Genomic DNA, 14,236 nt, shown 5'->3' with positions numbered 1-14,236 from the left:
ACCGCGCCTGATCAGATGCGCACCACCACACCGGGGACAATCCATCCCATCCTCCTGAGCAAATCACTTGCACAGCACAAGAATCCAAAAAGGATCGTAGGTAAACAGTTCCCACAAGGGGGGAGGGGAGGGAAGGGCTGGCCGCAGATGCCAGACTCACCCACGACTCATCCATCACCTTAAATTCTTGCAAAACGGGAATGGGAAACAGAATCTTAAACGTCCTTGGTCAAAGTGCGTGCAGTCCCGCGACAGCCGCGGATTGCGTGCCGGTCGGCGACCGGAAGTGGAGTTCCGCCAGAGATGGGCAAGCGTTCGATGCCCGACAGCAGCCAAGCCGCCGGGCCCCATATCCCCGTTTTACTCAACGAGGTGATCGAGGCCCTGTCGCCATTGGCCGGCAAGCGCATTGTCGACGGCACATTTGGTGCCGGTGGCTATTCGCGTGCGCTGCTCGCCGCAGGCGCCAATGTCATTGCCATTGATCGCGATCCCAGCGTTGCCCCGTTTGCCGCTGCCTTGAGCGCGGACTACCCCCAGCAGTTCACCTTTGTCGCCGGAACGTTTTCCGAGCTCGACAGTCTTGCGGCCGATCATGGCGCAGTGGATGGCGTGGTGCTCGATATCGGCGTTTCCTCGATGCAGCTCGATCAGGCCGAGCGCGGGTTCTCGTTCATGCGCGAAGGCCCGCTCGATATGCGGATGGGGGCTGATGGCGAAAGTGCTGCTGATCTGGTCAATACGCTGGAAACCGATGCACTTGCCAATCTGCTGTACGCCTTTGGCGAAGAACGCAAATCGCGCCGTATCGCCCAGTTCATTATCGCCGCGCGAGAGACCGCGCCGATCACGACGACGCTGGAACTGGCCAAGATCATCGAGAAGGCCATTGGCCGCAAGCCGGGCGATGCGCATCCGGCGACGCGCAGCTTTCAGGCGCTGCGCATTGCCGTCAATGGCGAGTTCGACCAGTTGGTCGAAGGCCTGTTCGCCGCCGAGCGCCTGCTGGGCGAGGGCGGTACGCTGGCCGTAATCACCTTCCATTCGCTGGAAGACCGCATCGTTAAACGCTTCTTTGACCCGGACAAGGGTGCGCCGACCCAGTCGCGCCATCTGCCGCAGGTGCAGACCGAAGCGCGGCGCTGGATCGACATTGCCAAAGCGATCAAGCCGGGCGCCGAGGAACTGGGTCGCAATCCGCGGTCGCGTTCGTCGATCCTGCGGGCAGGGCGTCGTTCGGATGTGGCCGCGCGGCCGGTCCGTTCCGAAGGTCTCGGTGTACCGGTTGTGCGAGGCACGGCATGATCCGCAACCTCAATATCATCTTGATGGTCACCAGCATCATTGCGCTGGCGACCGTGTATGGGCTGAAATTCTCGATCGAACACACCGCCAATGAGAAGATTGCGCTGATCGCCATGATCGACACGCAGGAGAGCGACCTGTCGCTGCTCCGCGCGGACTGGGCGGCACTCAACCAGCCGGGTCATATCGAGCCAATCGTCAAGCGGCATCAGGAAGCCCTGGGGCTGGGGCCAGTGAAGCAGAAGCAGTTCGGCTCGTTCACCGATCTGGCGATGCGTCCGGCCGCGCCCGACAATCAGGGGCTCAATGCATTGTTCGAGTCGCTCGATGCCGGGGTCGATCCGATCGACGCCATTCTGCAGGGGCTGAACTAATGGCCGCGATGACTGACGAACTGCTCCCGACCATCGCGCTTGACGGCACCCGCAAGGCGCGCGTCAACCTTACCCAGGCCCGTATCCGCTGGGTGATCCTGGCGCTGTTGATGGGATTTTGCGTGGTCGGCGCCCGACTGATCCAACTGGGCATGGTGGTGCAGGATTCCACCATCGAAGGACAGGCGCGTGACGTGATCACCGCGACCCGGCCGCCGATCCTGGACCGCAATGGCCTGGAGATGGCGGTCGATATTCGCGTGCCATCGCTTTACGCCGAACCGCGCCGGATCATCGATGTTGACGAAGCAGTGCAGAAGCTGGCGACCGTATTGCCCGATATCGACCAGCGATGGCTGCGCGACCGTTTGAGCGGCGACAAGGGCTTTGTCTGGATCCAGCGTGAATTGTCCCCGTCGGTGGAGGACAAGATCATGCGATTGGGCATTCCGGGCATTGATTTCATCACCGAGAGCAAGCGCTTTTACCCCGGTATGCGTGAGGCTTCGCACATTCTGGGCTCGGTCAACATCGACAATCAGGGCATTGCCGGTATTGAAAAGCATATCGACAACGAGGATGTCGCCATGTTGCAGGACATCGGTCTGGCGCGCGGCAACGATCTGGCGCCGGTAGAACTGTCCATCGACATGCGCGTCCAGCACGTCATGTACGAGGAAATGCAGGATGCCATGGTCCGCTACAAGGCGATCGCTGCGGCCAGCGTGATGATCGATATCTATACCGGCGAAGTGATCGGGCTGACCTCGCTGCCAGACTTTGACCCCAACGATCCCAAGTCGGCCCTGGTCAAGGACAGCTTCAACCGCATTACCGCCGGCATTTACGAGCTTGGCTCGACCTTCAAGACGGTGACGCTGGCGGCGGCGCTCGATAGTGGCAAGGTCAAGCTGACCGACCAGTTCGATGCGCGCTTCGGGGTCAAGTTCGGCCGCTTTACCATCACCGACTTCCACGGCAAGAACCGCATTCTGAGCGTGCCGGAAATCTACAAGTATTCGTCCAATGTCGGCACCATTCACGTGATGCAGGCGCTGGGGAAGGAAAATTTCCGCGCCTTTTTGACCAAGATCGGGTTTGACACGCGTGTGCCGTTCGAACTTCCCGAAATGCGCAATCCAACGGTGGCCAAGACGTTTTCGGATGTCGGGGCAGCAACAGCCTCGTTCGGCCATGGTCTGAGCATCAGTCCACTGCATATGGCTGTGGCGATGGCGGCGTTTACCAATGGCGGCAACTATATCGCGCCAACGCTGTACAAGCGCACCCGCGAGGAGGCCGAAAAGTCCTACGTGCGGGTGATCCAGCCGCAGACCAGCGAATGGGTGCGCTATCTGATGCGCCTCAATGCGCTGGAAGGCTCGGGCAGCCAGATGAACAAGGAAGCGCTGGGCTACCGCGTCGGCGGCAAGACCGGCACTGCCGAAAAGGTGGTGGACGGGCGCTATTCTTCCAACAAGAATTTCAACGTCTTCGCTTCGGCCTTTCCGCTCGATAATCCGCGCTATGCGATGGTTGTGGTGGTGGACGAACCGCAGATCGAAAATCCGCAGTCCGGCGACACCGCCGGCTGGAACGCCGGCATGATGACCGGCCGTATTGTGCAACGCGTCGCGCCAATGCTGGGCATTGCACCTGATTTCAGCCCGGCACTTGATACCAATCTCGTACCGTCATTCCTTAGATAGATTGATCCAGAAGGACTATCTTAAGTGTCATTGAGCGTATCCCAACTTCTAGAAGGTTCAGGCGCCAAGCCCAAAAAGGGCCTTGGCACGATCTTTGGTCTCAATTCCGACAGCCGCAGGATCGAGCCGGGGGATATCTTCTTCGCGCTGCCGGGCCTGCATGTGCATGGCAACGATTTCGTTGACGACGCGGTCCGCATGGGCGCCCTGGCGGTGGTGACCGACAAGGCGCCGGTCGGCGATCCCGGGGTGCCGGTGATCATCGTCAGTGACGTGCGGGCGGCCTATGCCCGGGCGGCCTCGCGCATTTTCGAGCCGCAGCCGGAAATCACCGTCGCGGTGACTGGCACCAACGGCAAGACCTCTGTCGCCTCTTTCGTTCGCCAGATATGGGAAGCAGCCGGCATTGCTGGCGCCAGCATCGGCACGCTGGGTGTGGAGACACCCAAGGGCCTACGCCAGGGCAGCCTCACCACCCCGGATGCACGGGCGCTGCACCAGAATATGCGGGCGCTCAAGGCGCAAGGCATCGATCATGTCGCTGTGGAAGCCTCCAGCCACGGCCTGGAGCAGCGCCGTCTTGATGGTATCCACTTCGAGGCTGTGGCCTTCACCAATCTGACGCGCGATCATCTCGACTATCACGAGGACATGGACGCCTATCGCAATGCCAAGCTGCGCCTGTTCACCGATCTGCTGGTGGATGGTGGCCCGGCGGTGGTCAATGTCGATGATCCCGAATATGAGCCCTTCATGTTTGCGGCGCTGGGCAATGGCTCGACGCTGCTGACCGTTGGCCGTGAGGGCGCCTATATCGAAATTCTGTCGATCGAGCGCGAGGGCTATGGGCAGAAGGTCGAAGTGCGCCATGTCGGCGAAAAGATCATTTTCCACCTGCCACTGACCGGCGAATTCCAGGTCAGCAATGCCCTGATCGCTGCTGCGCTGGCCATGGCCACCGGCGTCGATCGCACCCAGGCCTTTCCAGCGCTGGGTGGGCTCAAGGGTGCCAAGGGTCGGCTGGAACTGGTTGCCGAGCACAAGGGCGCGGCGATTTTTGTCGATTACGCCCATACGCCCGACGCTTTGGGCAGCGCGCTCAAGGCGCTGCGGCCCTATGCCAAGGGCAAGCTGGCGGTGGTGTTCGGTTGCGGTGGTGACCGCGACAAGGGCAAGCGCCCACAAATGGGCGCAATCGCCACAGAGTTTGCCGATACGATAATCGTCACCGACGACAACCCGCGTACCGAGGATGCCAAGACCATCCGCGCCGAAGTGCTGGCGGCGGCCAAGGGCGCCAAGGAAATTGGTGACCGGAAAGCGGCGATCACGCAGGCGATCAAGGATTTGAAATCGGGCGATGTGCTGCTCATTGCCGGCAAGGGCCACGAGGATTATCAGATCGTGGGAGCCAATAAACAGCATTTCTCCGACCATGAAGTTGTCGCCGAGGTGCTCAAGGGATTGTAATGCCACCACTTTTTACCTCGGACGAAATCTTCGCGGCAACCGGCGGGCGGGCCGCGAATCCCGGGGTGAAAGCAGTGGGGTCGATCTCGATCGATTCCCGCGAACTGGGGCCCGATGCGCTGTTTGTCGCCATCAAGGGCGACCGGTTCGACGGCCATGATTTTGTGCACACGGCGTTAGCAAACGGCGCCGTTGCGGCACTGATTAGTGACCCGAATGTTAACGGCGACCGCTGCATTTTGGTCCCTGATGCGCTTGAGGGCCTGCGCGACCTCGCAAAGGCCGCCCGCGCCCGCAATGCCGGCAAGATTGTCGCCGTGACTGGCAGTGTCGGCAAAACCACTACCAAGGAAGCGATCCGCACGGTGTTCGAGGCGGCGGGTCGCACCCATGCGTCGATCAAGAGTTTCAACAACCATTGGGGCGTGCCGCTGATGCTGGCGCGCATGCCGGCGGCGACGCAGTTCGGCGTGTTCGAAATGGGCATGAGTGCGCCCATGGAAATCGAGCCGCTGGCCAGACTGGTGCGGCCGCACATTGCGGTCATCACCACCATCGCCCCGGCGCATCTGGAAGCCTTTGGGCGGATCGAAGGCATTGCCGATGCCAAGGCCGAGATTTTCCGGGGTATCGAGCCGGGCGGCACTGCGGTGCTCAATGCCGATCATGCCCAGATCGGGCAATTGCTCGCCTCGGCCGCCGCGGCTGGTGTCGCCAATGTGGTGACCTATGGCTTTGCCGAGGGCAGCGACTGGCGCGTCATCGAGCTGGTCAGCGACGGCGATGAGTCCCGTGCCAAGGTTGGCCATGGCGGCACGATTTATGACCTGATCATCAATGTGCCCGGCCGCCACATGGTCGCCAACGGCGTGGCGGCCTTGGCTGTCGCCAGCCTCGCGGGGATCGATCCCGCATTGGCGATCTCGGCTCTGGCCGGGTTTGGCGCGCAGGCTGGCAGGGGGCTGAAGACCCGCTTGGGCGATCCGGCCAAGCCCTTGTTGCTGATCGACGAGAGCTACAATGCCAACACGGCCTCAATGGTGGCGGCGCTGGATGTGCTCGCCGCGACGGTGGCGTCAGGTGGCCGCAAGGTGGTGGTGCTGGGGGATATGCTGGAACTGGGGCCACAGAGTTCGCAACTGCACGCCGGTCTTGCCGATGCCGTTATCGCCAGTGGCGCCGAGCGGATTTACCTGGTGGGCAACCATATTGCGGCACTGGCCGAAGCGCTCGGAGCCCGCGTTACGGCGCACACGCACACTGCACAAGAGATGCACGGCGTTATCCTGAACGATCTTGCCTATGGCGATGCAGTTATGGTCAAAGGGTCAAATGGTGTGAAGCTCGCGGGCATCGTCGATGCGATCCGCAACAAATTCAAATAGGGTGTGTGGTGATTCAATGATGTCGGGCTGCAAACGACGATTTTCTGCGCTTCCGGTGCTCACGTACCAAACGTACGCTGCGCTCCGGTTCTCGAAAACCGCCGTTTTCGCCTCGTCCTGACATGAATCCCCACACACCCTAAAACGCCCGCCATACGCAGAGGATAGCGCCGTTCATGTTGTATTTTCTTGGCCTGCTGGGCGAGACCGTTTCGGCGTTCAACGTTTTCCGCTACATCACATTCCGCACTGCTGGCGCCGTCGTAACCGCGCTGTTCTTCGTGTTCATGTTCGGTCCGGGGATGATCAAGCTGCTGCGGCTGAAGCAGGGCAAGGGCCAGCCGATCCGTGAAGACGGGCCCGCCGGACACCTGCTGACCAAGAAGGGCACGCCCACCATGGGCGGCTTGATGATCCTCTCGGGCGCGGTGTTTTCGACGCTATTGTGGTCCAACCTGGCCAATGGCTATGTCTGGGTAGTGCTGTTCGTCACCATCGGCTTCGGCGCCATCGGGTTTTACGACGATTACCTCAAAGTCAAACGCATGAGCCATAAGGGCTTTGGCGGGCGGCAGCGGCTGTTGATCGAAGCCGTCATCGGCATCATTGCCTGCTATGCGCTATCGCGCCTGGGCGAACCGCCCCATGCCACGTCGCTGCTGTTCCCGTTCGTCAAGGGTCTGGCCTTCAATATGGGCTGGTTCTTCTTCCTGTTCGGCGGCTTCGTCATCATGGCGGCGGGAAATTCGGTGAACCTGACCGATGGGCTGGATGGCCTTGCCATCGTGCCGGTAATGGTTGCAGCAGCCTGCTTTGCGCTGATCGCCTACCTTGTGGGTAGCGTCACCTTCTCGGATTACCTGCTGCTCAATTACGTGCCCGGCACCGCCGAGCTTTCGGTGGTCTGCGGCGCACTGATCGGGGCAGGGCTGGGCTTCCTGTGGTTCAACGCTCCCCCGGCGCAGATTTTCATGGGCGATACCGGCTCGCTGGCTCTGGGCGGCGCATTGGGTACTATTGCCGTGGCGACCAAGCATGAAATCGTGCTGGCGATTATCGGCGGGCTGTTCGTGCTCGAAACCGTCTCGGTGATCGTGCAGGTCGCCTCGTTCCGCCTGACTGGCAAGCGGGTGTTCCGCATGGCCCCGATCCATCACCATTTCGAACACCTTGGCTGGACCGAGAGCCAGGTGGTGATCCGGTTCTGGATCATTTCATTCGTTCTGGCGCTGATTGGCCTGAGTTCGCTGAAGTTGCGCTAGGGCATGCTGTGATTCAGGCCATTTCGGCCTGCAAACGGCGGTTCCTGCGCTTCCGGTGCTCACGTACATAGGTACGTCCGCTCCGGTTCTCGAGAACCACCATTTTCGACTCGCCTGGCCTAAATCTCAGCACGCCCTGGTGCCATGCAACGCAATCCGGCTTTTTTGCAAAACGCAATTCCGGTCAGCAATCGGTAACCATCGCCGGTTTAGGATGCGGCGCAGATTTTCCTTGCCGGGAGGCTGGCCGTTTGGCTGGCGCGCAGATGTTTTCACGGGCCAAAAAGACGCCGATTGCCCAATGGTGGTGGTCCATTGACCGGGAATTGCTAGCCGCGCTGATCCTGCTGATGATGTGCGGCATCGTTTTGAGTTTTGCCGCCAGCCCACCGGTGGCCGAGCGTCTGGGGCTCGATCCCTGGCACTTCATCATCCGTCACGCCGAGTTCTGCGTTCCGGCACTCATGGTGCTGATCGGCGCATCGTTCCTGTCGCATCGGCAGGCACGAGTGATTTCGCTGGTGGTGCTGGTGATCAGTATTGCCCTGCTGTGGGCGACGCTGAAGTTCGGCACCGAGGTCAAGGGTGCGCGGCGCTGGGTGTCGTTTGCCGGGCAATCGATCCAGCCGTCGGAGTTCGTCAAACCGGCCTTCGCGGTGCTGGGCGCCTGGCTGTTTTCCGAAAGCATGCAGGTCAAGAATGTGCCGGGCAAAATCATTGCCACGCTGATCATGTTCTCGATTGTCGGCGGCCTGCTGTTGCAGCCCGACATCGGCCAGACGGCGCTGATCCTGGCGACCTGGGCCGGGCTGATGTTTCTTGCCGGGATTTCCTGGTGGTTCATTTTCGGCATGGCCGGTGGCGCCGTTGGGCTGCTGTTCGGCGCCTACAAGATTTTTCCGCACTTTGCCAAGCGCGTCGACGCCTTCGTTAATCCGGAAGGGGGCGGCAATACCTATCAGATCGACCGCGCCTTGCAGTCGCTGCTTGAAGGCGGCTGGTTCGGGCGCGGCCCGGGTGAATCCATCGCCAAGAAGCTGATCCCCGATGCGCATGCCGACTATGTGTTCTCGGCTGCCGCCGGTGAATTCGGCATTCTGTTCTGCATGGCGCTGGTCGGGCTGATCGCCTTTATCGTGGTGCGGGCGCTGCTTGGCGCACAGCGCCAGGCCAGCCTGTTCTCGCGGCTGGCGGCCTCGACGCTGGCCATCCAGTTCGGCCTGCAGTCCAGCATCAACCTGGCGGTGAACCTCAATCTCATTCCGCCCAAGGGCATGACGCTGCCGTTCGTTTCCTATGGCGGCACGTCGATGATCGCCATCGCCTTTGGCATGGGCCTGATGCTGGCGCTGACCCGCGCCAAGCCCGAAGAGCGGATGGCGACGGGCATTCCCGCCTATCGCAGCGCGGTGGCACCGGCCGAATGAAGACCTTTGTGCTTATGGCAGGCGGCTCGGGTGGACACCTCTTCCCGGCCATGGCGCTGGCGCAGGAATTGCTGCGTCGTGGCCACACTATCGATCTGATGACCGATCATCGCGTCAAGAGCTACGGCTCCAACTTTCCGGCACGCCAGATTCACGTGGTGCCGGCGGCAACCCCGTCGCTGTCAAACCCGATCAAGTTCGTGCGCGGCGGTCTCACCATTCTGCGCGGCATCGGCAGCGCCATTGGCAAGCTGCGCCGGATCAAGCCCGATGCGGTGATTGCCTTTGGCGGCTATCCGACCTTCCCGCCCTTCATGGCGGCGAACCTGCTGGGCATTCCAGGCGTGCTGCACGAGCAGAACGCTGTGCTTGGCCGCGCCAATCGCGCGCTCGGGCGTTTCGCCGATGTCTTGGCGATGAGCTATGACAGCACCAAGTTTGCCGACAGGCTCAATCTGGAAAAACAGATCACCGGCAATCCGGTGCGCGACAAGGTGCGGGCACTGGCCGGCGTTCCCTATCCGGCGCTCGATGCGGACGGACCGATCCGCATCTTCGTCGTTGCCGGCAGCCAGGGCGCGCGGGCGTTTTCCGATATCGTGCCGGAAGCCATCGCCTTGATCCCCGAAGCGTTGCGGCACCGGCTGCAGATCGCGCAACAGTGCCGCGCCGAGGATCTGGACCGGGTCGCCGAGCGCTACCGCCAGCTCAAGGTCAATGTTGAGCTGGCGACGTTCTTCGAGGATTTGCCTGAGCGCATTACCCGCACCCATCTGGTGATCTGCCGCTCCGGCGCTTCAACCATTGCGGACGTTTGCGTGCTTGGTCGGCCGATGATCATGGTGCCATTGCCGGGCTCTATCGATGGCGATCAGAAGAACAACGCCATGGTTGTGGATGCTGCGGGCGGCGGCTGGATTGCCGAGCAGGCCACGCTGTCGCCGCAATCGCTAGGCACTCGCCTCACGACATTGTTAGCGGACCCAGCGGCTTTGCAACAGGCCGCCGAGGCAGCGCGGGCGCTGGGGCAGCCGCGCGCCGTCGAGAAGCTCGCGGACCTTGCGGAGCGCATGGCCGGCATCGGCAGAACTGAACTGGAACATTCAAAATGAAAATGCCGCGCAATATTGGTCCGGTCCATTTCGTCGGCATTGGCGGCATTGGCATGAGCGGCATCGCCGAAATCCTGCACAATCAGGGCTATGTGGTGCAGGGCTCCGACTCCGCCGCCAATCCCAATGTGCAGCGCCTGCGCGACATGGGCATCCACGTCGAAATCGGCCAGAAGGCCGAGAACCTGCGCGAAGCTGCCGTGGTGGTGATTTCCTCGGCGATCAAGAAGGGCAATCCCGAGCTTGATGCCGCCCGCGCCCGTGGTCTGCCCGTTGTGCGGCGCGCCGAAATGCTGGCTGAAATCATGCGGTTCAAGAACGCCATCGCCATTGGCGGCACGCATGGCAAGACGACGACGACGACGCTGGTGGCGACTTTGCTGGACGCCGGCGATCTCGATCCGACCGTGATCAATGGCGGCATCATCAATGCCTATGGCACCAATGCGCGCCTGGGCGATGGCGAGTGGATGGTGGTGGAGGCCGACGAAAGCGACGGCACCTTCGTCAAGTTGCCGGCCGACGTGGTGATCGTCACCAATATCGATCCCGAACATCTGGATCACTACAAGGACTTCGAAGGCGTCAAGAAGGCGTTCCACAACTTCGTCGAGAACGTGCCGTTCTACGGCTTTGCCGTGATGTGCCTCGATCACCCGGAAGTGCAGGCGCTGGTCGGGCAAATCCGTGACCGGCGCGTCATCACCTATGGTACCAATCCGCAGGCCGACGTGCGGCTGGTGGATCTGGAAACCATCGACGGTGTCAGCCATTTCGCCGTGGAAATCCGCGACCGCATTCGCATGACCCAATTGCGCATCGACGGTCTGGAACTGCCGATGCCGGGCGTACACAACGCGCTCAACGCCACGGCGGCTATCGCCGTTGCCGACCTGTTGCATGTCCCCGCCGAGTCGATCCGCAAGGGCCTCAAGGGCTTTACCGGGGTGAAGCGCCGCTTCACCAAGACCGGCGTGGTGGGCGGCATTACCATCATCGACGATTACGGGCATCACCCGGTGGAAATTTCGGCAGTGCTGAAAGCGGCGCGGCAATCGGCCAAGCGCGACGTGATCGCCGTGGTGCAGCCGCATCGCTATTCGCGCCTGCATGACCTGTTCGATGATTTCTCGGCCTGCTTCAACGATGCCGACACCGTCATCATCGCCCCGGTCTATGCCGCTGGCGAACAGCCGATCCCCGGCGTGACGCATGAAGAACTGGTCAACCGCATCCGGGCACGCGGCCATCGCGATGCGCGGGTGATCGATCGCCCTGAAGCCTTGGCGCCGTTGATCGCCAGCCGGGCAGGCGAGGGGGATTATGTCGTCTGCCTCGGCGCTGGCAACATTACCCAATGGGCCGCAGCACTGCCGGGGGAACTGGGCGCGCTGCTGGGCAAGGATGTCGAATGAGTTATCCAGATCTGATCCCGACGCTGGAGCCGTGGATTTCGCAGGTTCGCGGCCGTTTGATTGCCAACCAGATGTTGAGCGAAGTGACCTGGTTCCGCGTTGGCGGGCCGGCGCAGCTGTTTTTCACCCCGACTGACGAGGCCGATCTGGCGTTTTTCCTGAAGAACCTGCCGCGCGATATTCGCGTCACCACGATTGGGCTCGGCTCGAACCTGTTGATCCGTGATGGGGGGCTGGATGGCGTCGTCATCCGGCTCAGCGGCAAAGGTTTTGGCGGCACTGAAGTGCTCGATGGTCATCGCATTCGCGTCGGCACGGCACTGCCGGACGTCAAGGTGGCGACGGCGGCGGCCGAGGCGGGGATTGACGGGCTGACGTTTTATCGCGGCATTCCCGGCGGGATTGGCGGAGCGCTGTATATGAATGCCGGGTGCTATGGCACCGAAACCAAGGACCGCATGGTCGAGCTGCGCGCGGTAACGCGCGAGGGTGAGATCATTACCCTGAGCAATGCGGACATGGCGTATCGCTACCGCAAGTCCAATGGTCCGCGCGGGGCGGTGTTTGTCTCGGCGACCTATGAAGGGTTTGCGGGGCAGCCCGACGAGATTTTGAGCCGGATGCGCGAAATTACCGAGAAGCGCGAAAGTTCGCAGCCGACCAAGGCCAAGACCGGCGGCTCGACATTCAAGAACCCAGAGGGGCATTCGAGCTGGAAGCTGATCGACGCGGCGGGGTGTCGTGGGCTGATCGTGGGCGGCGCGCAGATGAGCGAGCTGCATGCCAATTTCCTGCTGAATATCAATGATGCTTCGGCGCTCGATGTCGAAACGCTGGGTGAGACGGTGCGTAATCGGGTGCGGGCGCAGTCCGGGATTTCGCTGGTCTGGGAAATTCGGCGCATGGGGCATTTTGCGCCCGGTGCCGAGGTGCGTGAGTTTTTGGATGGCGATGTGTTTACGGGGGCGGTGTGAGCATGACCAAACATGTCGCAGTACTGATGGGCGGCTGGTCCAACGAGCGTCCTGTCTCGCTCAAATCCGGCCGTGAATGTTCGGATGCGCTGACGCGGGCCGGGTATCAGGTGACCGATATCGACGTGGGCCGCGATATTGCCAATGTGCTGATGAACCTCAAGCCCGATGCGGTGTTCAATGCGCTGCATGGGCCGTTCGGCGAAAGCGGCATGATCCAGGGGCTGCTGGAGCTGTTGCAGATCCCCTACAGCCATTCGGGCGTGCTGGCTTCGGCGCTGGCGATGGACAAGCATCAGGCCAAGATCGTGATGAAGGCCGCCGGCGTGCCGGTGACCGATCATGTCATCGTGCCGCGCGGCGAGGCTGCCCGGGCCCATGTCATGGCGACGCCCTATGTGATCAAGCCGATCGCCGACGGCTCCAGCTTTGGCGTGCATATCGTGCCGCAGGGGGCCAATCGGCCGCCGCAGGAAATCCTGCGCGAGGACTGGAACTCGGGCGACGACGTGATGGTCGAGCGCTTCATTCCCGGGCGTGAGCTGACCTGTGCGGTTATGGGCGATGTGGCGCTGGGCGTCACCGAAATCGTCACCGATCTCAGCTTCTACAATTATGAGGCAAAATACGCCGAGGGCGGCTCCGTCCACATCGTTCCGGCGCAAATTTCATCGAAAATTTACGACAAAGTGCAGAAGATGAGCCTTGCCGCCCATGCGGCGCTTGGCTGCCGTGGCGTCACTCGAAGCGATTTCCGCTTCAACGATGCGGCGGGTGAGGATGGCGAACTGGTCTGCCTGGAAATCAACACCCAGCCGGGCATGACGCAAACCTCCCTGGTGCCTGAGCAAGCGGCCCATGCCGGGCATACGTTCGAGGAGCTGGTCTCCTGGATGGTGGAGGACGCGAGTTGCAACAGGTAAAGAGCGAAGCGTTTGTAACCGGCGCACGGGTGGTCGATCCCCGCGCGCTGCCGGTTCCGCTGCGCACGCCGCGCCGCCGCAATTTCATCAATCTCGGCCATATCTGGGTGCTGCATCGCAAGATCATCATCCGTGCCGCCGCCGCTGCGATCACGTGCGTCGGCATCGTCACCATCTATGAAGTGCGCGACCATATCGGTCTTGGCGCCAGCACACTGTCCGAGATCGCGCAGGGCGGGGTTGCCCGCGCCGGCTTTGCGATCGGCGAGATTTCCATCAGTGGCCAGGCGCTGACCGGCGAGCAGGCGATCTTTGATGCGCTCGGCGTCGAGCCGCATACCTCGACCCTGAGCTTTGATGCCGAAGCGGCGCGCCGGCGCATTGCCGAACTGCCCTCGGTGGCCAGTGTCAGCGTGCGCAAGACCTATCCGGGCGACGTTTCGGTGGTGATCACCGAAAAGGTGCCGGTGGCCCGCTGGCGGGTCGATGGCGTGACCTTTGTGGTCGATGCGCAGGGCGAGCAGATCGGCGAGGACAAGGGCGCCTTTGGCGAACTGCCGCTGGTGGTGGGCGATGGCGCAGCCGATGACGCCCTGCCGATGATAAGGGCGCTGAACCAGTATCCGACCCTTGCCAAGGGCATTGTGGCATTGTCGCGCATCGCCGACCGGCGCTGGGACATGATTTATGACACCGGACTGCGCGTGCAGCTGCCCGAGCAGGGCGTGGCGCAGGCGCTCAAGAGCCTCGATACCTATCAGCGCGACTATGCGCTGCTGGACCGCGACGTGACCATTGTCGACCTGCGGGTGCCCGACGTTGTCGCAGTGCGGCCAACCAAACACGACGAAGAAACCAAAAAGCCATGATGACCGACTCG

The 14,236-nt window shown here is 61.8% G+C and carries 12 protein-coding genes; all 12 read left to right on the top strand.

Going from position 1 to position 14,236, the window contains the following annotated elements:
• The first annotated feature begins 303 nt into the window (after positions 1 to 303).
• Complete coding sequence (rsmH, locus tag ABIT12_RS13430) at positions 304 to 1,305, top strand: 16S rRNA (cytosine(1402)-N(4))-methyltransferase RsmH (RefSeq protein ID WP_348040363.1); 1,002 nt, start codon at positions 304 to 306, stop codon at positions 1,303 to 1,305.
• Positions 1,302 to 1,679, top strand: coding sequence for a hypothetical protein (locus ABIT12_RS13425; protein ID WP_348040361.1), 378 nt, complete (start codon positions 1,302 to 1,304; stop codon positions 1,677 to 1,679). Before rsmH ends, ABIT12_RS13425 begins: the two co-directional genes overlap by 4 nt.
• Positions 1,679 to 3,388: a penicillin-binding protein 2 gene (locus ABIT12_RS13420; RefSeq protein WP_348040359.1), complete on the top strand. Its 1,710-nt coding sequence runs from the start codon at positions 1,679 to 1,681 to the stop codon at positions 3,386 to 3,388. The genes ABIT12_RS13425 and ABIT12_RS13420 overlap by 1 nt, the downstream gene beginning before the upstream one ends.
• 30 nt (positions 3,389 to 3,418) lie before the next feature.
• Positions 3,419 to 4,858 (top strand): UDP-N-acetylmuramoyl-L-alanyl-D-glutamate--2,6-diaminopimelate ligase, encoded by a 1,440-nt coding sequence (locus ABIT12_RS13415; RefSeq protein ID WP_407065621.1) that lies wholly within the window; start codon positions 3,419 to 3,421, stop codon positions 4,856 to 4,858.
• Entirely contained in the window at positions 4,858 to 6,243 is a 1,386-nt protein-coding gene (gene murF / locus ABIT12_RS13410; RefSeq protein ID WP_348040355.1) for a UDP-N-acetylmuramoyl-tripeptide--D-alanyl-D-alanine ligase, read from the top strand. The genes ABIT12_RS13415 and murF overlap by 1 nt, the downstream gene beginning before the upstream one ends.
• A 176-nt stretch (positions 6,244 to 6,419) precedes the next feature.
• Positions 6,420 to 7,505, top strand: coding sequence for a phospho-N-acetylmuramoyl-pentapeptide-transferase (gene mraY / locus ABIT12_RS13405; RefSeq protein WP_348040353.1), 1,086 nt, complete (start codon positions 6,420 to 6,422; stop codon positions 7,503 to 7,505).
• Between the two features lie 266 nt (positions 7,506 to 7,771).
• Entirely contained in the window at positions 7,772 to 8,932 is a 1,161-nt protein-coding gene (locus ABIT12_RS13400; protein WP_348040351.1) for a putative peptidoglycan glycosyltransferase FtsW, read from the top strand.
• On the top strand, positions 8,929 to 10,044 hold the full coding sequence (gene murG, locus ABIT12_RS13395; protein ID WP_348040349.1) for an undecaprenyldiphospho-muramoylpentapeptide beta-N-acetylglucosaminyltransferase: 1,116 nt from the start codon (positions 8,929 to 8,931) through the stop codon (positions 10,042 to 10,044). Before ABIT12_RS13400 ends, murG begins: the two co-directional genes overlap by 4 nt.
• A complete protein-coding gene (gene murC / locus ABIT12_RS13390; RefSeq protein ID WP_348040347.1) occupies positions 10,041 to 11,459 on the top strand; it encodes a UDP-N-acetylmuramate--L-alanine ligase in 1,419 nt (472 codons plus the stop codon). The genes murG and murC overlap by 4 nt, the downstream gene beginning before the upstream one ends.
• Entirely contained in the window at positions 11,456 to 12,433 is a 978-nt protein-coding gene (gene murB / locus ABIT12_RS13385; protein ID WP_348040345.1) for a UDP-N-acetylmuramate dehydrogenase, read from the top strand. Before murC ends, murB begins: the two co-directional genes overlap by 4 nt.
• A gap of 2 nt (positions 12,434 to 12,435) precedes the next feature.
• Positions 12,436 to 13,356: a D-alanine--D-alanine ligase gene (locus tag ABIT12_RS13380; RefSeq protein ID WP_348040343.1), complete on the top strand. Its 921-nt coding sequence runs from the start codon at positions 12,436 to 12,438 to the stop codon at positions 13,354 to 13,356.
• Positions 13,344 to 14,225: a cell division protein FtsQ/DivIB gene (locus ABIT12_RS13375; RefSeq protein WP_348040341.1), complete on the top strand. Its 882-nt coding sequence runs from the start codon at positions 13,344 to 13,346 to the stop codon at positions 14,223 to 14,225. Before ABIT12_RS13380 ends, ABIT12_RS13375 begins: the two co-directional genes overlap by 13 nt.
• The last annotated feature ends 11 nt before the right edge of the window (positions 14,226 to 14,236 follow it).

It is taken from the genome of Devosia sp., assembly GCF_039927955.1.
Classification (GTDB): Bacteria; Pseudomonadota; Alphaproteobacteria; order Rhizobiales; family Devosiaceae; genus Devosia.
This window is presented reverse-complemented; position numbering and strand designations above follow the sequence as displayed.